The 18,922-nt window shown below is 72.0% G+C and carries 23 protein-coding genes; 10 read left to right on the top strand and 13 right to left on the bottom strand.

Annotation, left to right across the window (positions count from 1 at the left end; genetic code table 11):
- The first annotated feature begins 13 nt into the window (after positions 1 to 13).
- Positions 14 to 1,366 carry a M23 family metallopeptidase gene (locus DEJ19_RS03135; protein ID WP_111099877.1) on the top strand — a complete coding sequence of 451 codons (1,353 nt, stop codon included), beginning with the start codon at positions 14 to 16 and terminating at the stop codon, positions 1,364 to 1,366.
- On the opposite strand, the gene DEJ19_RS03130 is transcribed toward DEJ19_RS03135, so the two are convergent.
- The 6 genes from DEJ19_RS03130 to DEJ19_RS03105 all read right to left on the bottom strand — a co-directional run bounded on the left by DEJ19_RS03130 (position 1,363) and on the right by DEJ19_RS03105 (position 4,450).
- Complete coding sequence (locus DEJ19_RS03130) at positions 1,363 to 2,124, bottom strand: aminoglycoside 3'-phosphotransferase (RefSeq protein ID WP_258377476.1); 762 nt, start codon at positions 2,122 to 2,124, stop codon at positions 1,363 to 1,365. The genes DEJ19_RS03135 and DEJ19_RS03130 overlap by 4 nt on opposite strands.
- A gap of 65 nt (positions 2,125 to 2,189) precedes the next feature.
- On the bottom strand, positions 2,190 to 2,792 hold the full coding sequence (locus DEJ19_RS03125; protein WP_111234116.1) for a hypothetical protein: 603 nt from the start codon (positions 2,790 to 2,792) through the stop codon (positions 2,190 to 2,192).
- Positions 2,789 to 3,403, bottom strand: coding sequence for a hypothetical protein (locus DEJ19_RS03120; RefSeq protein WP_111234117.1), 615 nt, complete (start codon positions 3,401 to 3,403; stop codon positions 2,789 to 2,791). The genes DEJ19_RS03125 and DEJ19_RS03120 overlap by 4 nt, the downstream gene beginning before the upstream one ends.
- A complete protein-coding gene (locus tag DEJ19_RS03115) occupies positions 3,400 to 3,771 on the bottom strand; it encodes a hypothetical protein (RefSeq protein WP_110858768.1) in 372 nt (123 codons plus the stop codon). Before DEJ19_RS03115 ends, DEJ19_RS03120 begins: the two co-directional genes overlap by 4 nt.
- Positions 3,768 to 3,959 (bottom strand): DUF2273 domain-containing protein, encoded by a 192-nt coding sequence (locus DEJ19_RS03110; protein ID WP_027464859.1) that lies wholly within the window; start codon positions 3,957 to 3,959, stop codon positions 3,768 to 3,770. Before DEJ19_RS03110 ends, DEJ19_RS03115 begins: the two co-directional genes overlap by 4 nt.
- On the bottom strand, positions 3,956 to 4,450 hold the full coding sequence (locus DEJ19_RS03105; RefSeq protein ID WP_110864247.1) for an Asp23/Gls24 family envelope stress response protein: 495 nt from the start codon (positions 4,448 to 4,450) through the stop codon (positions 3,956 to 3,958). Before DEJ19_RS03105 ends, DEJ19_RS03110 begins: the two co-directional genes overlap by 4 nt.
- 115 nt (positions 4,451 to 4,565) lie before the next feature.
- On the opposite strand from DEJ19_RS03105, the gene DEJ19_RS03100 reads away from it, so the two are divergent.
- On the top strand, positions 4,566 to 5,402 hold the full coding sequence (locus tag DEJ19_RS03100) for an exodeoxyribonuclease III (protein ID WP_110864246.1): 837 nt from the start codon (positions 4,566 to 4,568) through the stop codon (positions 5,400 to 5,402).
- 141 nt (positions 5,403 to 5,543) lie between these two features.
- Positions 5,544 to 5,792: a hypothetical protein gene (locus DEJ19_RS03095; protein WP_027464862.1), complete on the top strand. Its 249-nt coding sequence runs from the start codon at positions 5,544 to 5,546 to the stop codon at positions 5,790 to 5,792.
- A gap of 33 nt (positions 5,793 to 5,825) precedes the next feature.
- On the opposite strand, the gene DEJ19_RS03090 is transcribed toward DEJ19_RS03095, so the two are convergent.
- Positions 5,826 to 6,173 (bottom strand): four-helix bundle copper-binding protein, encoded by a 348-nt coding sequence (locus DEJ19_RS03090; RefSeq protein ID WP_258377477.1) that lies wholly within the window; start codon positions 6,171 to 6,173, stop codon positions 5,826 to 5,828.
- Here DEJ19_RS03090 and DEJ19_RS03085 point away from each other — a divergent pair.
- Positions 6,166 to 6,321, top strand: coding sequence for a hypothetical protein (locus DEJ19_RS03085; RefSeq protein ID WP_181441630.1), 156 nt, complete (start codon positions 6,166 to 6,168; stop codon positions 6,319 to 6,321). The genes DEJ19_RS03090 and DEJ19_RS03085 overlap by 8 nt on opposite strands.
- Before the next feature lie 366 nt (positions 6,322 to 6,687).
- On the opposite strand, the gene DEJ19_RS03080 is transcribed toward DEJ19_RS03085, so the two are convergent.
- Positions 6,688 to 7,611 carry an AEC family transporter gene (locus DEJ19_RS03080; RefSeq protein WP_111095020.1) on the bottom strand — a complete coding sequence of 308 codons (924 nt, stop codon included), beginning with the start codon at positions 7,609 to 7,611 and terminating at the stop codon, positions 6,688 to 6,690.
- Positions 7,612 to 7,695: 84 nt separating this feature from the next.
- Here DEJ19_RS03080 and DEJ19_RS03075 point away from each other — a divergent pair, with 84 nt between their 5' ends.
- The 3 genes from DEJ19_RS03075 to DEJ19_RS03065 all read left to right on the top strand — a co-directional run bounded on the left by DEJ19_RS03075 (position 7,696) and on the right by DEJ19_RS03065 (position 9,650).
- Positions 7,696 to 8,292 carry a nitroreductase family protein gene (locus tag DEJ19_RS03075; RefSeq protein ID WP_027464865.1) on the top strand — a complete coding sequence of 199 codons (597 nt, stop codon included), beginning with the start codon at positions 7,696 to 7,698 and terminating at the stop codon, positions 8,290 to 8,292.
- Between the two features lie 82 nt (positions 8,293 to 8,374).
- On the top strand, positions 8,375 to 8,809 hold the full coding sequence (locus tag DEJ19_RS03070) for an acyl-CoA thioesterase (RefSeq protein ID WP_017886352.1): 435 nt from the start codon (positions 8,375 to 8,377) through the stop codon (positions 8,807 to 8,809).
- Between the two features lie 82 nt (positions 8,810 to 8,891).
- A complete protein-coding gene (locus tag DEJ19_RS03065) occupies positions 8,892 to 9,650 on the top strand; it encodes an HAD-IIB family hydrolase (RefSeq protein ID WP_111095022.1) in 759 nt (252 codons plus the stop codon).
- Positions 9,651 to 9,750: 100 nt separating this feature from the next.
- On the opposite strand, the gene DEJ19_RS03060 is transcribed toward DEJ19_RS03065, so the two are convergent.
- Both DEJ19_RS03060 and DEJ19_RS03055 read right to left on the bottom strand, forming a co-directional pair.
- The gene (locus DEJ19_RS03060) at positions 9,751 to 10,371 is read right to left on the bottom strand and encodes a phosphoribosylanthranilate isomerase (RefSeq protein ID WP_111089403.1); all 621 of its coding nucleotides are present in this window, start codon (positions 10,369 to 10,371) and stop codon (positions 9,751 to 9,753) included.
- Positions 10,372 to 10,426: 55 nt separating this feature from the next.
- Positions 10,427 to 11,479: a serine/threonine-protein kinase gene (locus tag DEJ19_RS03055; protein ID WP_110864242.1), complete on the bottom strand. Its 1,053-nt coding sequence runs from the start codon at positions 11,477 to 11,479 to the stop codon at positions 10,427 to 10,429.
- A gap of 198 nt (positions 11,480 to 11,677) precedes the next feature.
- Here DEJ19_RS03055 and DEJ19_RS03050 point away from each other — a divergent pair, with 198 nt between their 5' ends.
- A complete protein-coding gene (locus tag DEJ19_RS03050) occupies positions 11,678 to 11,881 on the top strand; it encodes a hypervirulence associated TUDOR domain-containing protein (protein ID WP_071404335.1) in 204 nt (67 codons plus the stop codon).
- A 3-nt stretch (positions 11,882 to 11,884) separates the two neighbouring features.
- Here DEJ19_RS03050 and DEJ19_RS03045 read toward each other — a convergent pair whose 3' ends face one another.
- Both DEJ19_RS03045 and DEJ19_RS03040 read right to left on the bottom strand, forming a co-directional pair.
- Complete coding sequence (locus tag DEJ19_RS03045; protein ID WP_258377478.1) at positions 11,885 to 12,655, bottom strand: DedA family protein; 771 nt, start codon at positions 12,653 to 12,655, stop codon at positions 11,885 to 11,887.
- Between the two features lie 51 nt (positions 12,656 to 12,706).
- Positions 12,707 to 13,876: an ROK family transcriptional regulator gene (locus DEJ19_RS03040; protein ID WP_181441629.1), complete on the bottom strand. Its 1,170-nt coding sequence runs from the start codon at positions 13,874 to 13,876 to the stop codon at positions 12,707 to 12,709.
- Positions 13,877 to 13,920: 44 nt separating this feature from the next.
- On the opposite strand from DEJ19_RS03040, the gene DEJ19_RS03035 reads away from it, so the two are divergent.
- A complete protein-coding gene (locus tag DEJ19_RS03035; RefSeq protein WP_111234122.1) occupies positions 13,921 to 15,618 on the top strand; it encodes a beta-N-acetylhexosaminidase in 1,698 nt (565 codons plus the stop codon).
- Positions 15,619 to 15,679: 61 nt separating this feature from the next.
- Positions 15,680 to 16,714 (top strand): UDP-N-acetylglucosamine 4,6-dehydratase family protein, encoded by a 1,035-nt coding sequence (locus tag DEJ19_RS03030; protein ID WP_111234123.1) that lies wholly within the window; start codon positions 15,680 to 15,682, stop codon positions 16,712 to 16,714.
- A 96-nt stretch (positions 16,715 to 16,810) separates the two neighbouring features.
- On the opposite strand, the gene DEJ19_RS03025 is transcribed toward DEJ19_RS03030, so the two are convergent.
- Positions 16,811 to 18,898 carry a PTS fructose transporter subunit IIABC gene (locus tag DEJ19_RS03025; protein WP_111113921.1) on the bottom strand — a complete coding sequence of 696 codons (2,088 nt, stop codon included), beginning with the start codon at positions 18,896 to 18,898 and terminating at the stop codon, positions 16,811 to 16,813.
- Positions 18,899 to 18,922: the final 24 nt, after the last annotated feature.

The raw sequence follows: 18,922 nt of genomic DNA, 5'->3' as shown, positions 1-18,922 counted from the left end.
AGGCTCGTGCTCGATGTCTCGTCCCACCAGCCCCCGCGCCCACCGTGTCCCCGTGCGCCTGCGCCTCGCCGTCACCGGCCTGGCACTCGCGGGCCTCGTCGGCACGGTCATCGCCGACGCTCCGGCCGCCCAGGCGGTGACCTACCCCACGTGGGACGAAGTGAAGTCCGCCCGCGGCAAGGAATCCGCGAAGCAGGGACAGATCACCGAGATCCGGGGCATCATCAGCGAACTCGACGCCAAGGTCGAGGCTGCCGAGGCGAAGGCGCAGAAGCTCGGCGACGTGTTCTACAAGGCACAGCGCAAGGCCCAGACGGCGGCCGAGAAGGAACAGCAGCTCCGCGCCGACGCGAAGGACCACGCGAAGGTCGCCGACCAGAGCGCCGCGCAGGCCGGGCAGTTCGCCGCGCAGATGTCCCGCTCCGGTGGCGCCGACGTCACCACCTCGGTGATCACCCAGGGCGAAGACGCCAGTGACCTGCTGTACAACCTCGGTGCGCTGAGCAAGCTCTCCGAGCAGGCCGAGCGCGTGCAGGCCGCCGCGAGCGCCGACGCCGCCGTCGCCAGCTCGCTCGAGGCACAGGCCGACCGCGCCGCCGAAGCACTGGGCGACCTCGCTGCCGAAGCCGAAGACCGCATGCAGGAAGCCCAGGCGGCGTCCGACGCCGTGCAGGCCGCCTACGACGAGCAGCAGTCGAACAAGGCCCGACTCGACGCCCAGCTCGCGACCCTGACCTCCGGCCGCGTCCGGACCGAAGCCGAGTTCGCCAAGGGTGAGCGCGTCCGTAAGGCGGCGGAAGAGAAGGCCGCACGCGAAGCCGCCGAGCGCGCAGCCGCCGCGCAGCGAGCAGCCGCCGCACAGGCCGCCGCGAACTCCGGCGGGGGCGCTCCGTCAGGCGGCGGCTCGACCGGCAGCAGCGGCTCGGGTGGCGGCGGTTCCGTCGGCGCAGGCTCGGGGACCGGCTGGGTCCGCCCGGCCAGCGGCTACGTCATCAGCCCCTACGGCTACCGCGTGCACCCGATCACCGGCGTCGTCACCATGCACGAGGGCACCGACCTCGCGAGCGGCTGCTACACGCCCATCGTCGCGGCCTCGGCCGGCACCGTCGACTACGTCGGCTGGTACGGCGGCTACGGCAACTACGTCCGCATCAACCACGGCGGCGGTGTGCAGACCGCGTACGGCCACATCGTCGACGGCGGCTTCCGGGTCGCCACCGGGCAGCAGGTCTCCGCGGGGCAGCTCATCGCGCTCGTCGGCTCCACCGGGGCGTCGACCGGCTGCCACAGCCACGTCGAGGTGCACATCAACGGCGCCACCACCGACCCCGTGCCCTTCATGTCCGCGCGCGGAGTCGCCTTCTAGCCGATCGGTTCCGGCTCCGGCTCGTCGATCCCGTCGTCGCCGGCGTTCCACAGCGCCCGGTACCAGGCGGTGCGCTCCGGGTCGTCCGGCAGCCCGTACGCCCGGTGGAACAGCGGCTCCCACCCGGGTCCGTAGTTCCAGCCGAGGGCCATCGTCGCCACCGCGATGTCGGCCCAGCGGTCCGCAACCCCCATCGCGTCCAGGTCGACGTGCCCGCTCCACCGCCGGTCCGAACCGATGAGCGTGTTCGGCGTGCACGGGTCGCCGTGACAGACGACGATCCGGTCGGTCGGCGGCTCCGGACCGAGACCGCCCGGGCCTCGCTCGGCGTCGGCGGCAACGTCGGCGCTCGTCCCACGCGCGCGATCGAGCCGGTCCGCCGTGGACCACGTGAACGGGCAGTCGTCGACGGGCAACGTGTCGTGCAGCGCGCGCAGGCCCTCGCCCACCGCAACCACCGCGGTCCGGGGTTCGTCGTGCCAGCGCGGGTCGACTGCGCTCCAGCCGGGCACCGCGCGGGTGTGCAGCCAGACGCCGTCGTCGTCGGCGCCGTGGTCGAGCACCTCCGGCACTCGGGCGTACCGGGACGCCCACGTCAGCCGCGCGGCCTCTCCGCTGGTCCACGAACCGTAGGCGCGCGGCAGCACCTTCACGAACTCGTCGGCGTGCGCGTCCGGTCCGATCCGGAACGTCGTCCCGCCGATCTGGTTGTGCCAGACGAGCGCGACCTCACGCCCTCGCGCGACTTCGGTGACCACGCGCGGCACCGGGACGGTCTCGCCCGGCCGGGGCAGTCCACCGATCGAGCGCACCACGGCGACGCTCAGTGCACGCGGTCCGGGCGGGACGACCCCGACCCACCACGGGCGATCTCGAGCAGCACCGGCAGGCGTTCGCCGAGCAGGGCGTCCAGGTCGGCGACCACGGCCTCGACCCGTTCGGTGATCTCGCGCGGCGCGGCACCCCGGCGCGGACGGACCCGCACCCGGATCGCCCGACCACCACGGACCCGGTAGACGTCGACGGCGAGCGAGCCGACCTGGGGCATGTCGCCGATGGCCGAGGAGAGCGCGTGCTGCACGGCCGTGGACTCGATGCGCACGGAGCCGGCGACGCCGTCCGCCGAACCGTCGCTGTCCACCACGGTGCTCTCGCGGCCACCGCCGAGCGTCGTCAGCACGACGAGTGCGAGCACGCCGAGCACGACGCCACCGCCGAGCACGCAGGTCCAGGCGAACACCGAGTCGTCACGCGACGCCCCGGTGCCGAGTCCGGCGAGGGCATCGCCGACCGTGCGCCACCACGACGCGACGAGGGGCAGCCCCTGCGCGGTCTGCACCAGGATTGCGGCAACTCCGGCGACGAGCAGGACGAGGCCGAGCACGACGAGCGCCGTCCGGCCGAGCACACGGTTGGTGGCGTTCATCCGTCCACCCGTCCGGTCGGCTGCACCCGGACCCGCGCGGCGAGCGGCGGCTGGGCGTCGATCGCGACGAACTCCCGCTCCACGGCCTGGGTGGCGGCGACCGCGGGGACGTCCACGCCGGCGGCCGGACGGAGCACGACGTCGACCGTGCGGCGGCCGACGGTGCCCACGGCGGCGTCGGCGCCCAGACGGGTCGCGGATCGGGCGGCCCGGGCCGCAGCGGAGGCCAGGACCTCGTCGTCGACGACCACGGCGAGCCGGTCGGACGACATCGCGTGCCGCGGACGGCGCTGGGGCAGGATCCCCTGCAGCAGCAGGACGAGCCCGATCAGGGCCACGACGGCGCCGATGCCGATCACGGCGGTCGTTTCGAGGCCGTCCGGGGCCGCGAGCGCAGCGTCGACCATGGCGCGGGGGTCGACGCCGAGCACGTTCTGGTCGAGCAGGACGAGCGCACCGGCGAAGACCGCCGCGGCGGCGAGCACCAGGGCGATGAGCATCGCGACGACGACGGCGGCCGAGCGGGATACGTGGGTCTCGCGGCGCAGCACGCGGCGGTAGGTGGCAGCGTGGTCGGCGGCGGGCGCGCCGACGAGGGGTGGGGCGGTCACCGGACCCTCCGCGGGGTGTCCACGACCGACGAGGCGAAGGTCACCGTCACGCGGGCGACCTGTCGGCCGGTGATGGTCCGGAAGCGCTCGGCGATCGTGCCGCGAGCCCGGTGCGCCGTGGCGACGACGGGTTCGTCGGGGAGTGCGTGCGAGCCCAGCACCGGCAGGGCGAGCGGGGCGGTGATCTCGACCGCCAGTGCACCGCGGCCGTCGTCGGCGACCCGGGCACGGACCTCCCGGAAGGCCACGCGCAGTGCTTCGGCGGCGACCGCCTGGGCGGTGTGCACCAGCGCCGACGTGCCGATGCGGTCGGAGCCGCGGAGCCGGACGCCGCTGTCGCCGGTCGTGGCGACGGCGGCGTCGCTCACGACGAGCTCCGGCGTCCGCGCAGCACGTCGAGCAGGCGACGGAAGTCGACGTCGCCCGTGACGATGCGCGCGACCAGTGCACCGACCGCCATGCAGACGGCGACGACGACGAACGCCCAGAACCCGAGCGTCACCGCGACGATCGCGAGCAGGGCGCCGGTGCCCATCCCGACGACGGTGGCGTTCACCGGACTCGACCGTCCCGGGTGTCGAACTCGTCGGCGACGCCGTTGAGTGCGGGGATGTTCACGTCGTTGATCGCGATGTTGACCTCGGTGACCTCGAGGCCGACGAGTTCGGTGACGGCGTTCGTGACGGCGGCGCGCACGGCGGAGGCGACCTCCATCATCGGCGTCGGGTAGTCGACGACGATGGTCAGGTCGACGGCCACCTGGGTCTCGCCGACCTCGACGCGGACGCCCTGACCGAGCGCGCTCGAGCCGATGGCGTCGCGGATGGCACCGAACGCCCGCGAGGCGTTGCCGCCGAGCGCGAAGACGCCGGGGACGTCGCGGGCGGCGATGCCCGCGACCTTCGCGACGACCGTGTCGTCGATGATGGTCCTGCCCTTGGCGGTGACCTGCGTCGTGGTGGTGCCGGCGGGCTGGGCGCTCCCGGCCCCGGTGCCGAGCGTGGCTCCGGTCGTGGTCCCGTCGACGCGGTTCGTCGTCGATGCCATTGCTGCCTCCGTGCGATCGATTGCTGGCCTCCAGCGAACACCATCGTGCCGTACGCCGCACAGGCGGCGCACGTGCCGACCTCGTCGTCAGTCGGCACCGGTAGGTTCTTGTTCCATGCGCGTGGCGACCTGGAACGTGAACTCCGTCCGCACCCGAGTGGGTCGGATCGTCGACTGGCTGGTGCGTGAGGACGTCGACGTCCTCGGCATGCAGGAGATCAAGTGCAAGCCGGAGCAGTTCCCGGTCGAGCAGTTCGAGGCCGCGGGGTACCACGTCGAGGCGCACGGCCTGAACCAGTGGAACGGCGTCGCGTTCGCCAGCCGGCTGCCGATGGAGGACGTCACCCGCGACTTCCCCGGCCAGCCCGGGTTCCTGAAGGGCCACGAGGGGCCGGACCTGCCGGTCGAGGCCCGCGCGATCGGCGTCACGGTCGACGGCGTGCGGCTCTGGAGCCTCTACGTGCCGAACGGCCGCGAGCTCGGCGACCCGCACTACACGTACAAGCTCGACTGGCTCGCCCAGCTGGCCGACCGCACTTCGGAGTGGATCGAGGCATCGCCGGAGACCCCGCTCGCGCTGATGGGCGACTGGAACGTCGCACCGCTCGACCAGGACGTCTGGGACATGCGGGTCTTCGAGGGGTCCACCCACGTCAGCGAACCCGAGCGGGCAGCGTTCCGCGAGTTCGAGGCGCGGGGCCTGCAGGACGTCGTGCGCCCGATCGTGCCCGACGGCTACACCTACTGGGACTACAAGCAGCTGCGGTTCCCGCGCAACGAGGGCATGCGCATCGACTTCGTGCTCGGCTCGCAGGCCTTCGCGGACGTCGTCACCGACGCCTCGATCCACCGGAACGAGCGCAAGGGCGACGCCCCGAGCGACCACGTCCCCGTGGTGGTCGACCTCGACCTGGACACGTCGCTCGACGACGACCGCCCGATGATCTTCTGATCGGCGCCGGGTCACCGGCCCGGCCCGGCCTGGGATCGGCGTCCGTCCGGCTCTGTTACGCCCGGCGTCCGCCGTGATTGAGCCGTCCGTCACGCCGACGTAGGTTTCCTGCACCGAACCCCTTCGAGAGCAGGTGAAGCCATGTCCCGCACGACGATCCTTCCCATCCAGCGCCTCATGGCGACCGCAGCCCCCGGTGCGTGGCGCGACGGCATCGTCGTCGAGACCCGCGCAGCCGACGCCGTGGTGCTGTTCCTCGACGGGAGCATCACGCAGCTGCGGGTGGCGGACGCCGACGGCGTCCTGTCGGTCGGCGAGCCGGTCGCCCACCACCCGGTCGCGGAGATCCTCAGCGCCGGCGGTCGACAGACCACGGCACGGGTCGCGTAGCGCGTACGCGTCGCGGAGCGCGCACGGAGCGGGTCAGGCCGCCATCGAGTCGAGCATCGCCTGGCACTTCGACACCATCTCGTCGCAGGCCATGGCGCAGTACCGGCACGACTCGTCCATGTCCTGGTGCTGGCGGCACTCGGCGGCACACGCGGTGCCCATCGCGACGACGGCCACGAGCATCGCCTGCATCGCGGCGGTGTCCATCCCCATCGGACGCATCATCATCCGCATGCCGGTGTCGGCGAGCATCGCGGTGTTCGAGCACATCGCGGCGCAGGTGGCCATCTCGCCGCCCATCCGCATGTCGGCCGCCGAGCACATCGTCGCGGCCATCGACGCGGCGTTCATCGCCATCATCGTGTCCTGCATCATGTCCATGTCCATCTCCATGGGCATGTCCGTCATCGACATGTTCTTCATCATCGCCATCGTGTCCATCGCCGGTCTCCTCGTCGTGGTCATCGGTCACGAGGCGGTCCGCCCCGCATGCCCGCCAGGGTACGCGCGTGCCGTCCGCGCTTCGTGAGCAGGAATGGTCGAGTCTGCGACCGCCACCCGACCGTTCCTGCTCACCATCCGCGGTGGTCGCCACCACGGCCGGACGGGAGGCCCGGTGCGGCCCCGCCACGGGCCTCCCGTCCGCCCCGCGGCGCGCCCGGGCGCGGAAGACGCCGGCGTGCGCGCACGACGCCCGCAAGTGCGCGAGACGCCGCCGAATCCGGCGGCGTCTCGGCGACATCGAGGCGTCTCGACAACACGACGGCGTCTTCCGGACGCACCACACGCCGGCGTCTCGACAACACGACGGCGTCTTCCGGACGCACCACACGCGAGGCGTCTCGACAACACGACGGCGTCTTCCGGACGCATCACACGCCGGCGTCTCGGCGCGCTACGGGTGCAGCAGGGCGGCGATCGCGACGAGCACGGGCACCGAGCCGAGCGTCGAGATGAGCACGACGTCGCGGGCCACCGGCACCGCGGCCCCGTACCGCTGGGCGTAGTTGAACACGTTCTGCGCCGCCGGCAGCGCGCCGAGGGTGGTGAGCACGAAGACCTCCTGCTCGCCGAGCCCGAACACGAACCGGGCGAACACGAACGCCACGGCCGGCATCACCACGAGCTTGATCGACGACGCCACGATGACGTCGGTCCGGATCGCCGGGTCCCGCAGCGGGGTCGCACCGTGCAGGCTCATCCCGAACGACAGCAGCACGACGGGGACCGCGGCCGCGCCGACGAGCGAGAACGGCTCGAGCACCGGGTCGGGCAGCGTGATCCCCGTCGCCGAGCACACCAGCCCGACGAGCGAGGCGATGATGATCGGGTTCCGGAACGGCCCCGCGATCCGCCTCCCCCATCCGCCGCCACCCGCGGTCGCAGCGTCGAGGATCGTCAGCGCGATCGGGGCCATCACGACGAGCTGCAGCAGGATCACCGGGACGACCGCGGTCGCCTGGCCGAGGACGTACACGGCCACCGGCAGCCCGATGTTGTTCGCGTTCACGTAGCTCGACGCCAGGGCCCCGACGGTGGTCGTGGTGACGGGGCGGCGCAGCACGAAGCGGAACACGGCGGCCGCACCGAGGGCGACCACGGCGGCGCTCAGCAGTGAGACCCAGAGCATCGAGGACAGCAGCGACGCGATGTCGGCGGTCGCGATGGTGTGGAACAGCAGGCACGGCATCAGCACGAAGAACGCGAGCCGGCTCATCACGAACTGCGCGTGCGGGCCCAGCAGGCCGATTCGTCCGACGACGTACCCACCGGCGATGATCGCGCCGATGATCGCGAAGCCGGTCAACACGCCACCCATCCCGTCCATCCTGGCACCTGCCGGCGGGGATGTGACGTCACTCAGGTCGGAAATGCGTACGCATCGAATACCGTTGAGCGCATCATGACCTCGACGAACGCCGACACCCTCACCCGGTCCACCGACTCGAGCCAGCCGCTCGTGCCGCTGCTCGAGGAGCGCTGGAGCCCCCGCTCCTACGACGAGACCGCGACGATCTCGGACGACCAGCTCGACGCCGTCCTCGAGGCCGCTCGCTGGGCACCCTCGGCCATGAACTTCCAGCCCCGCCGCTTCATCGCCGGCCGCCGCGGCACCGAGACGTTCCGGAAGATCAACGAGAACCTGCTCGGCTTCAACGCCGCTTGGGCCTTCCGCGCCAGCGCCCTCGTCGTCGGCGTGCTCGAGACCGTGACCGCCGACGGCGAGGAGCGCCCCTTCGCGCAGTACGACCTCGGCCAGTCGCTCGCCGCCCTGACGGTGCAGGCGCACGCCGAGGGGCTGCACGTGCACCAGATGGCGGGCATCGACGCCGCCGGGCTCCGTGCCGCGTTCGACCTGCCCGAGCGCTTCCTGCCGTACACGGTCACGGCCGTCGGCACCGTCGCGCACCCGTCGCAGCTCGACGACAAGGCCGCCGAGCGCGAGGTCGCCCCGCGCACCCGCATCCCCCTCGACGAGGTCGTCCTCGTCAAGGAGTGATCACCGGCGGCACCGCCGCCGGCGATCGCCACGACGGCCGCGTCCCTGCGGGGGCGCGGCCGTCGGCGTACCATGACGTGACATGGATCAGCACCAGGACGACGCCCCGCCGGAGATGAACTTCTACACCCGGAAGTGGGTGCGACCGGAAGACCTCAACGCCAACGGCACCCTGTTCGGCGGCAGCCTGCTCCGCTGGATCGACGAGGAGGCCGCGGTCTACGCGATCATCCAGCTCGGCAACGGCAAGGTCGTCACGAAGTACATGTCGGAGATCAACTTCCTGTCCTCGGCGAAGGAGGGCGACATCGTCGAGATCGGCCTCGTCGCCACCCGGTTCGGCCGGACGTCGCTGACCATGCGGGCCGAGGCGCGCAACCTCTTCACGCACCGCAGCATCCTGACGATCGACGAGGTCGTCTTCGTGAACCTCGACGAGGACGGCAACCCCGCACCGCACGGCTACACGGACATCACCTACGCGCGCGACCGGGTCCCCGCCACGCACCGCGCGTGACCCCGCAGACTTCGCGCAGCACCGGGGCGCCGTGTTGGTCGCACCCTGCGGGTGGTCGGCGGGCTCTGGCAGGATCGGGGGCATGACCACGCCCCGCCTCGTCGCCTTCGACCTGGACGACACGCTCGCCCCGTCGAAGTCCTCCCTCGACCCCCGCATGCTCGAGACCTTCGCGTCCCTGCTCGAGGTCGTGCCGGTCGCGGTCATCTCCGGCGGCAACTTCACCCAGTTCGAGCAGCAGCTCGTCACCCCGCTCCGGCAGCGCGACGGCCTGACGCTCGACGCCCTGCACCTCCTGCCGACCTGCGGCACCCGGTACTACCGCTGGGAGGACCAGGACTGGGCACTGCAGTACGCCGAGGACCTCACCGAGGAGCAGAAGGACCGCGCCCTCGCCGCGGTCGAGGCCCGTGCGAAGGAAGCCGGGTACTGGGAGTCCGAGACCTGGGGCGCCATCCTCGAGGACCGCGGGTCGCAGATCACGTTCTCCGCACTCGGCCAGTCCGCCCCGGTGGACGTCAAGAAGCAGTGGGACCCGACCGGCGAGAAGAAGGACCACCTGCGCCGTCTGGTGCAGCAGGACCTGCCCGACCTCGAGGTCCGCTCGGGCGGCTCCACCAGCATCGACATCACCCGCAAGGGGATCGACAAGGCCTACGGCATGCAGCGCCTGGCCGAGATCACCGGCATCGCGCTCGACGACATGCTCTTCGTGGGCGACCGGCTCGACCCCGAGGGCAACGACTACCCGGTGAAGGCACTCGGGGTCCCCTGCCACGCGGTGCAGGGCTGGGAGGACACGGACGCGTTCCTGACGGAGCTCATCCCCACCCTGCGCTGACCGCGCGGCAGACGGGAGGCCCGTGGCGGGCCCGCACCGCGCCTCCTGTCCGTCCGCGGTCGCGTCCAGAGCCGCGAACGCGACCGACGCGGCCGGGCGCTCAGCCCAGGCTGCGGACGGCCTCGACGAAGGCGCGGATCTTGGCGGGGTCCTTGACGCCACGCTCGGACTCGACACCGCTCGACACGTCGACGCCGTCGGGGTCGAGCGCCTCGACCGCGGCGACCACGTTGGCCGGGGTCAGCCCGCCGGCGAGGATCCAGGCCTCGTCCACGCCGTCGATCGTGGCCGGGTCGATCAGGCGACCGCTGCCGGGCACGGCGGCGTCGAGCAGCAGCAGGTCGTGGTCGAACGCGGCGCGCTGTTCGGGCGTCTCGCGCAGGTAGTCCTCGGCCGCGATGGCCCGGATGGTGAAGAAGCCGGCGTCGCGCGCGCGGGCGAAGTCGGACGCCGACTCGCCACCGTGCAGCTGCAGCGTGGTGAGCCCGACCTCGGAGGCGATGCCGACGATCTCGTCGATCTTCTGGTCGCGGAAGACCCCGACGGCGTCGATGCCGTCCGGCACCCGCTCGACCAGTTCCTTCGCCAGGTCGGCGGTGACGGTCCGGGGGCTGCCCGCCGCGAAGACGAACCCGACGGCGTCGGCACCCGCGTCGACGGCGGCGTCCACGGTGTCGGGCGTCGACAGGCCACAGATCTTGATCCAGCGCTGGTCGGTCATGCTGTCCATCCTGCCAGGGTGCTCCGGTGCCCGGAGCACGGAGCCGCCGGGCGGGTCAGTGCAGGGCGCCCGCGACGTAGGCGGCCACGCACGCCGCGGTGACGCCGAAGGCCGCGAAGGACCCGACCAGGACGTTCCGCCGCCGCCAGCGACGCACCGCCGAGAACGTGCCGCGCTTGGCGTGCCGGTGCGCGGCACGGTGCATGCGGTGGTCGCGCTGGTGCTTGACGCGTTCCGGACCGAGCGGCACCGGGCCGGTGATCTGGGTGGAGCCGCCGCGCAGCGCGTTGGCGATGGCGACCGCGGTGGGCCGGCGCTCCGGGTCGCGGGCCGTCATCCGGCTGAGCAGCTCGCGCCACTCGTCGGCGACGTCGTCCGGGACCTCGGGATCGCGGCGGAGCCGTGCGAGTGCGGCCTCGATCAGGGTGCCCGAGTACTCCTGCTTGCCGGTCAGCGCCTCGAGCAGGACGAGCCCGAGCGAGTACACGTCGGTGGCGAAGCTGATCGGTTCGCCGGCGACCTGCTCCGGGCTGAGGTAGGCGGCGGTGCCGATGACCGTGCCGTCGTTCGTCAGGCGGGAACCGTCGACGAAGTGGGCGACGCCGAAGTCGGTGAGCTTGACCGTGCGGGCGAACCCGGACGAACCCTCGTCACTGATCAGGATGTTGGCGGGCTTGACGTCGCGGTGCACGATGCCGCGCGAGTGCACGTAGGCCAGGGCGTCGGCGAGCTGCGCACCGAGGTCGGCCACCTCGTAGTTGTGCAGGGCGCCCTCGGACAGGCGGCGGAGGAGCGTCGTGTCGGCGATGAGCTCCATCACGATGAACCGGTGCGGGCCGTCCTCGAACTCGTGGGTGCCGGCGTCGTACAGCGGGATGAGCCCGGGGTGGGAGAGCATGCTGAGCAGCCGGATCTCGCGCTCCTGGCGGACGCGGTCGGCGGTGGTCATCTTGTCCGGGGTCGCGAAGAGCTTCACGGCCACGGCCCGGTACGTGTGCTCGTCACGGGCTTCGTAGACGGATCCCATGCCGCCGGTGCCGATGAGCTTCACGAGCCGGTACCGCGCAGAGAGGACGGTGTCCGCCCGCGCGCTGTCCAGCAGGGTCATGGTGTCCGTCGTCCCGTCCGGAGCCCGTGGTTCCGCGGCGCCTGCCGGCGTGTGGGCCCATGGGAAACGGTACGCGTCCGACTCTCGATCCGCATGGCCGTTACGACATCGTGATCGCCGTACTTCCCTGAGTTCCCGGGGATCGACGGGGTACAGTCCGACCTCCATCAGGACGAGGAATCGCGCAAGGAGGACAGCATGGCGTTGTCGAAGGGTGACGAGGTGCACTGGAACACCTCGCAGGGCAGGACGACCGGCACGCTCGTGCGCAAGCGGACGAGCGACTTCGAGTTCGACGGGCAGCACTTCACGCCGACCGACGACGACCCGTACTGGATCGTCGAGTCGGAGAAGAGCGGCAAGCAGGCCGCCCACAAGGAGTCGGCGCTGACGAAGGCCTGAGGCTCAGTCGCGGGCGGGCTCGGCGCGACGACGACCCCGGGCACCGCCCACGGCAGGGCTGCCGGCGGCGTCGTCGTGGTCATCCCGGCCACCCGCACGCCGCTCGGCGCGGACACGGCGGACCCGGCGCACGACGAAGGTCACCACGACCACGGCGATCGCGACGTAGAGCACGCGGTCGATCCACTCGGTGTACGCCTCGACCTGGTCGTACTGCGACCCGAACGCGGCACCGAGCAGCACGAGCGCGCTGTTCCAGATGCCGCTCGCGATGATCGTGAACACCGAGAACGTGCCGAGGTGCATGCGGTCGGCGCCGGCCGGCAGCGAGATGAGGCTGCGGACGATCGGGACGAACCGGCCGAAGAACACCGCGCTCTTGCCGTGCCGGTGGAACCAGCCGGCCGCCTTGCGGAAGTCGTCCTCGTCGACGAGGGGCAGCTTGCCGAACCACCGCGTGGTGCGTTCGAACCCGATCTTCGCGCCGAGCCAGTACAGCACGAGCGCCCCGAGGTACGAACCGATCGTCGCCAGCACCAGGACCAGGACCAGGTTCATCTGACCGGCACCCGCGAGGAACCCGGCCAGCGGCAGGATGACCTCGGACGGGATGGGCGGGAACACCGTCTCGACGAAGAGCATCAGCCCGACGCCCCACTCCCCCAGCGCGTCGATCAGCTGCAGCACCAGGCCGGAGAGCCCGCCGAGGTCGGACGGAGCGGTGGAGTCGCCACTGGCGACGGTCATGGCACGGGTGGTCACGGCAGTCGTCATGCCCCCAGCATCCCTGAACGGCCTGTCAGGACCCGGCACGCTCCCTGGGTGTCAGCCGAGTCCCATGTGGGCGGCGCGGACGTGCGCGAGCGACCGGGCGAGCGCACCCCGGGCGACGGCGTCGCGACCGACGGTCGACGGGGTTAACACCACGGGGTGCCGGAGTTGCGGCGTGACGATCTCGTCGAGCGCGGCGCAGAACACCTCGGCAGCCGGCAGGACCTCACCGCCGACGACGACGACCTCGGGGTCGATCGTCGTCACGAGCTGCACGACGCCGGGTGCCACGTCGGCGGCGAACGCTCGGACGGTCTCGACGGCCGGCACCGAGCCCTGGGCCGCCGCCGCGAAGACGGACTCGAGGTCCGTGCCGGACGGGATCCGGGCCTCCAGGCGGGCGGGCGCGGCGGGCCAGCCGGTCGAGGCGATGCCGCCCATCTCGCCGGCCGCACCGCGCGCACCGCGCGCCAGCGAGCCGTCGACCACCAGGGCGGCACCGATCTGCCGACCCATGACCAGGTACAGGGCGTCCCGGACGCCGTGGAACCGCCCCCACCGCGCCTCGGCCGTGGCCGCCAGCTTGGCGTCGTTGTCGAAGAAGGTGGCGACCCCGGGGAAGAGGTCCTGGATCCGGCCGGGCACCCGCCGCTCGACCCACTCCGGCACCGCGACCGTGTAGTCGATCGCGCCGTCGCGGTCGACGACCGCCGGGACCCCGAACGTGGCACCGAGCACCGGCGCACCACCGGCGGAGCCGCCGACCGTGCCACCGACGGGCGCCGTCAGCCGACGAACGACGTCCTGCACGCTCGACCAGGCCTGTTCGGCGTCGGCGAGGTCGGTGTAGCGCTCCTCGACGCGGGCGAGCGTGACGCCGCGCAGGTCCGCGCGCACGCCGACGATCCCGTGCAGGCCGAGGTCCACGCCGAGCACGGAGCCGGCCGACGCGTCCGCGGCGAAGCGCTTGGCGCGACGACCGGCCTTGTTCGGGGTGGCGATCGCCTCGGCCTCGGTCACCCAGCCCTCGTCGACCAGGTCGGCGAGCGCCGCCTCGACCGTGGGGCGGGAGAGTCCGACCGTGCGCCCGAGCTCGGTGACCGTGCGGGAGACGTCGTCGCGCAGGAGCTCGTCGAGGATGGCCCGCGAGTTCATCTGCCGCAGGACACCGGGGGTCGTCCCCACGGCACCGGAGGTCGTTGACACGGTCTGCTCCACGGTCATAGCCTCCACATTACGAAAGATCATTGAGGAATGGTGGCTCCGACATGCTCGTCCCACGACCGCGCCGCACCGCTCCCGGTGTCGGGGCCTTCGCGATCACCCCGTCGACCCGGATCGCCGCCGACCCGGCGAGCGAGTCCGTCCGACTGTACCTGCAGCAGACCCTGCGGGGATCGACCGGGCTGCCGGTGCGGGACGCCCACGACGACACGGCACCGGGGGCCGGCACGATCGCGCTGCGCGTCGCCGACGACCCGTCCCTGCCCGCGGGCCCGTCGACGGCGGAGGGCGACCGGGCGGAGTCGTTCCGCCTCACGGTGACGCCGGACGGCGTCGACGTCATCGGCGGTTCGCCCGCCGGGGTCTTCTACGGTGTGCAGGCCCTGCTGCAGCTGCTGCCCCCGGACGTGTACCGCCGCGGCCGGGTCGCGACCGGTCCGTGGTCCGTCCCCGCCGTGGTCGTCGAGGACGCCCCCGCCTTCGCCTGGCGTGGCGTGATGCTCGACGTCGCCCGGCACTTCCGGACGAAGCACGAGGTCATGCGGGTGGTCGACCAGCTCGCCGCGCACCGGATCAACCGCCTGCACTTCCACCTCACCGAGGACCAGGGGTGGCGCATCGAGATCCGGAAGTACCCGCGCCTCACCGAGGTCGGGTCCTGGCGTCGGGAGTCCCAGGTCGGCGCGCACGTCCCCGGGCCGGACGGCACACTCGTCGTCGCCGGGTTCGACGGCCGCCCGCACGGCGGGTACTACACGCAGGACGACGTCCGCGAGATCGTGGCGTACGCGGCCGACCGGTTCGTCACCGTCGTCCCCGAGATCGAGACCCCCGGGCACGTCCGCGCGGCGCTGGCGGCCTACCCGTCGCTCGGCGTCACGGGCGAACCGGTCGAGGTGTGGACGGAGTGGGGCATCGCCGACGACGTCCTGAACGCCGAGGACGCCACGATCGACTTCTTCAAGGACGTCCTGGACGAGGTCATCGCACTCTTCCCCTCCGGCTACATCGGCATCGGCGGCGACGAGTGCCCGAAGGTGCAGTGGGAGACCGACCCCCGCACCCAGGAGCGCATCCGCGAGCTCGGGCTGCAGGACGAGGAACAGCTGCAGGCCTGGATCATCGGACAGCTCGCCGCACACGTCGAGTCGCACGGCCGGCGGGCGTTCGGGTGGGACGAGATCCTCGAGGGCGGCACGCTCGACCCCTCGGCGACCGTGGTCTCCTGGCGCGGGCTGACCGGCGCACGCACCGCCGCCCGCCGCGGGCACGACGTCATCTCGTCGCCGGACGACCAGGTGTACCTCGACTACCGCCAGAGCGACCTGTCGACCGAGCCGATCCCGGTGTCGATCGTGCTCACCGTCGACGACGTCTTCGCCTTCGACCCGGTGCCGTCGGGGCTCACCGACACCGAGCGCGCCCACGTCATCGGCGGCCAGGGCAACATGTGGACGGAGCACGTCGACTCCGCCCGTCGGCTCGACTACCAGCTCTTCCCCCGCGTCGCTGCCCTTGCCGAGGCACTGTGGTCGGCCGACGTCACCGGGCCGCGCGACCTCGCCGAGTTCCGCGGACGCGTGGCCGAGCACACCGCCCGGCTCGAGGCCATGGGCATCGAGTACCGGCACGAGGCCGGGCCGTTCCCGTGGGAGCAGCGGCCGGGCGTGCCGGGGCGCCCGCACTCGCGCGAGGAGCGTGCGGCGTACATCGACGCGGTGACGGCGAACATCGCAGACTGACCAATTGACATTTCACATGTGAGAGGTTCACACTGGGGAGGACTTCACGGAGGAGACCCCCATGCCACAGCGCAGCATCCCCGGCCTCGACGGGCTCGACATCGACGCACTGATCGGGGATCGACAGCCCGAGGCCGAGCTCGAGATCACCGTCGACTTCGTCCGGGGCCGGTCGGTGCTGATCACGGGCGCCGGCGGCTCGATCGGCAGCGAACTCTGCCGACAGCTCGTCCGGTTCGAGCCGGCGGAGATCATCATGCTCGACCGCGACGAGACCGCCCTGCAGCAGGTGCAGGTCTCCGTGGACGGTCACGGGCTCCTCGACACGAAGAACGTCGTCCTCGCCGACATCCGCGACGCCGACGCCATCCGCGACATCATGCTGACCCGCCGGCCCGACGTCGTCTTCCACGCCGCGGCGCTGAAGCACCTGCCGATGCTCGAGCAGTACCCGGACGAAGGCTGGAAGACGAACGTCCTCGGCACCCTGAACATCCTCCGCGCCGCTGCTGCCGCGGGCGTGGGGACACTCGTGAACATCTCGACCGACAAGGCGGCGAACCCGACGAGCGTGCTCGGATCGACCAAGCGCATCGCCGAGCGGTTGACCGCCTGGACCGCCGCCGACACGGGCCACGACTACGTGTCGGTCCGGTTCGGCAACGTCCTCGGCAGCCGCGGCTCGATGCTCCCGCTCTTCGCGGAGCTGATCCGTGCCGGACGGCCCCTCACCGTCACCCACCCCGACGCCACCCGCTACTTCATGTCCATCCCCGAGGCCTGCCACCTCGTGATCCAGTCCGCGGCGATCGCGCACCCCGGCGAGGTCCTCGTGCTCGACATGGGTGCACCGGTCCGGATCCTCGACATCGCACGGCGCATGCTCCAGGCCACCGGCAGCCCGTCCGACATCGTGTTCACGGGCCTGCGGGCGGGCGAGAAGCTCCACGAGGACCTCATCGGACGCGGCGAGACCGAACGCCGCCCGGTGCACCCGAAGATCACCCACACCTCGGTCGCACCGATCGCGCCGTGCGACGTCGACGAGTGCGTCCCCGGCCAGGTCAACCCGTCGGCGCTCGCGATGGCCGCCTGACCGACGCACGTCCGGTCCTCGACGCGACCGCACGACGGACGGGAGGCCCGGTGCCAGCTGGCACCGGGCCTCCCGTCCGTCGTGTGCTGCGGTCGACTACGCGGCGACCGGTGCGCGCTGGCCCACCGTCTCGCCGGCCACGGCGGCCTCGCTGCCCGCAGCGGCCTCGTCGACGGGGCGACGACGGACCCACTTCTTCAGGGCGACGAGCACCAGCGCCGACACCACGGTCCCGGCCAGGATCGCGACGACGAACATCAGCACGTCACCGATCGCGAAGAAGACGAAGATCCCGCCGTGCGGTGCTCGCGAGGTCACACCGGCAGCCATCGAGATCGCACCCGTGATCGCAGCCCCGACCATCGACGCCGGGATGACGCGCAGCGGGTCGGCTGCGGCGAACGGGATCGCACCCTCGGAGATGAAGGACGCACCGAGGAGCCACGCAGCCTTGCCGTTCTCACGCTCCGGCTTGGTGAAGCCCTTGCGGTAGAGCACGGTCGAGGCGAGCGCGAGGGCGAGCGGCGGCACCATGCCGGCGGCCATGACGGCGGCCATGATCTCGAACGGCACCACGTTCGTGGCGGTCCCGGCACCGAGCCCGGCGACGGCGAACGCGTACGCCACCTTGTTGACCGGACCACCGAGGTCGAACGCCATCATCAGGCCGAGGATGATCCCGAGCAGGACGGCGGAGGCACCGGAGAGCGAGTTGAGCCAGGCGGTCAGCTCGGTCATGACCCAGGCGATCGGGCCGCCGAGCACCAGGAGCATGAGACCCGAGGCGATGATCGACGCGAACAGCGGGATGATCACGACCGGCATCAGGCCACGCAGCCAGCGCCAGGTCGGGATGCGCCCGATCCAGTACGCGGCGGCACCGGCGATGAGGCCACCGACCAGGCCACCGAGGAACCCGGCGTTCATGAACACCGCGATCGACCCGGCCACGAAGCCCGGTGCGATGCCCGGACGGTCGGCGATGGCGTAGGCGATGTACCCGGCGAGTGCTGCGACCAGGAACCCGAGCGACACCTGTCCGATCTGGAACGCGGCGGCGCCGAGGTAGTAGCCGAGGCCCTCCGGCGGCAGGTTCAGCAGCGTCGAGTTCGTCAGCGTGTAGGCGGCGTTGCTCATCCCCGAGTCACCGTGGTTCAGCGCGATGCCGTACCCGGAGAGCAGGAAGCCGAGCGCGATGAGCAGCCCGCCGCCGGCGACGAACGGGATCATGTAGCTGACGCCGGTGAGGAGCCAGCGCTTGAGCGACTGGCCGAAGTGCTCGTTCTTGGCGGTGGACTCGCCCTCGACGGCGGCACCACCCTGCACGCGTGCGGCGTGCGGGTCCTCCGAGGCGCGGATGGCCTCGGCGATCATCTTGTCGGGCTCGTCGACACCGCGCTTGACGGGTCCGGACACGAGCGGCTTGCCGGCGAACCGACCGCGGTCGCGGACGTCGACGTCGACCGCGAACACGACGGCGTCGGCACGGGCGATGAGGGCCGGGTCGAGGGGTTCGACCTGCGAGGACCCCTGCGTCTCGATGTGCATCTCGGCACCGGCACGCTGGGCGGCGGCGACGAGGGCGTCGGCCGCCATGTAGGTGTGCGCGATGCCGGTCGGGCAGGCGGTGACGCCGACGAAGACCTTGCGGCCCGCCTCCGGCGCGGTGGCCGGTTCGGAGGCACCACTCGCCTTCCCGACGCCTGCCTCGGCCACTTCGCCGCTCACCTCGTTGTCGACCAACCGGACGATCTCGTCGGGGGTGGTCGCGGCACGGAGCGCGGCCGTGAAGTCCTCACGGATGAGCGCGCGGGCCAGGGTCGAGAGGACCGTCAGGTGGTCCTTGTCCGCCCCCTCGGGCACGGCGATCATGAAGACGATGTCGGCGTCGCCGTCCGGGGCGCCGAACGGCACCTTCCGGGCCAGGCGCGAGAACGCCAGCGTCGGCTCGGACACCGACGCCGACCGGGCGTGCGGGATGGCGATGCCGCCGGGGACGCCCGTTCCGACGCTCGCCTCGCGCTTGATGGCGTCGTCGGCGAGCGTGGCGCCGTCGGCGGCGCGGCCGGTCGCGGCGACGCGGTCGGCGAGCACCCGGATGACGTCGGTCGACGTGGCGCCGAGGTCCTCGTCGAGGCCGACGAGCTGTGCGCTGATGAGGCGCGGACTCGAGTCTGCGGACATGTGCTTGCTCCTTCGCAATGGCGC

It is taken from the genome of Curtobacterium sp. MCSS17_016 (assembly GCF_003234255.2).
In the GTDB taxonomy this organism is placed as follows: domain Bacteria; phylum Actinomycetota; class Actinomycetes; order Actinomycetales; family Microbacteriaceae; genus Curtobacterium; species Curtobacterium flaccumfaciens.
The sequence above is the reverse complement of the archived record's forward strand: the minus strand, read 5'-3'. Positions and strand labels throughout refer to the sequence as shown.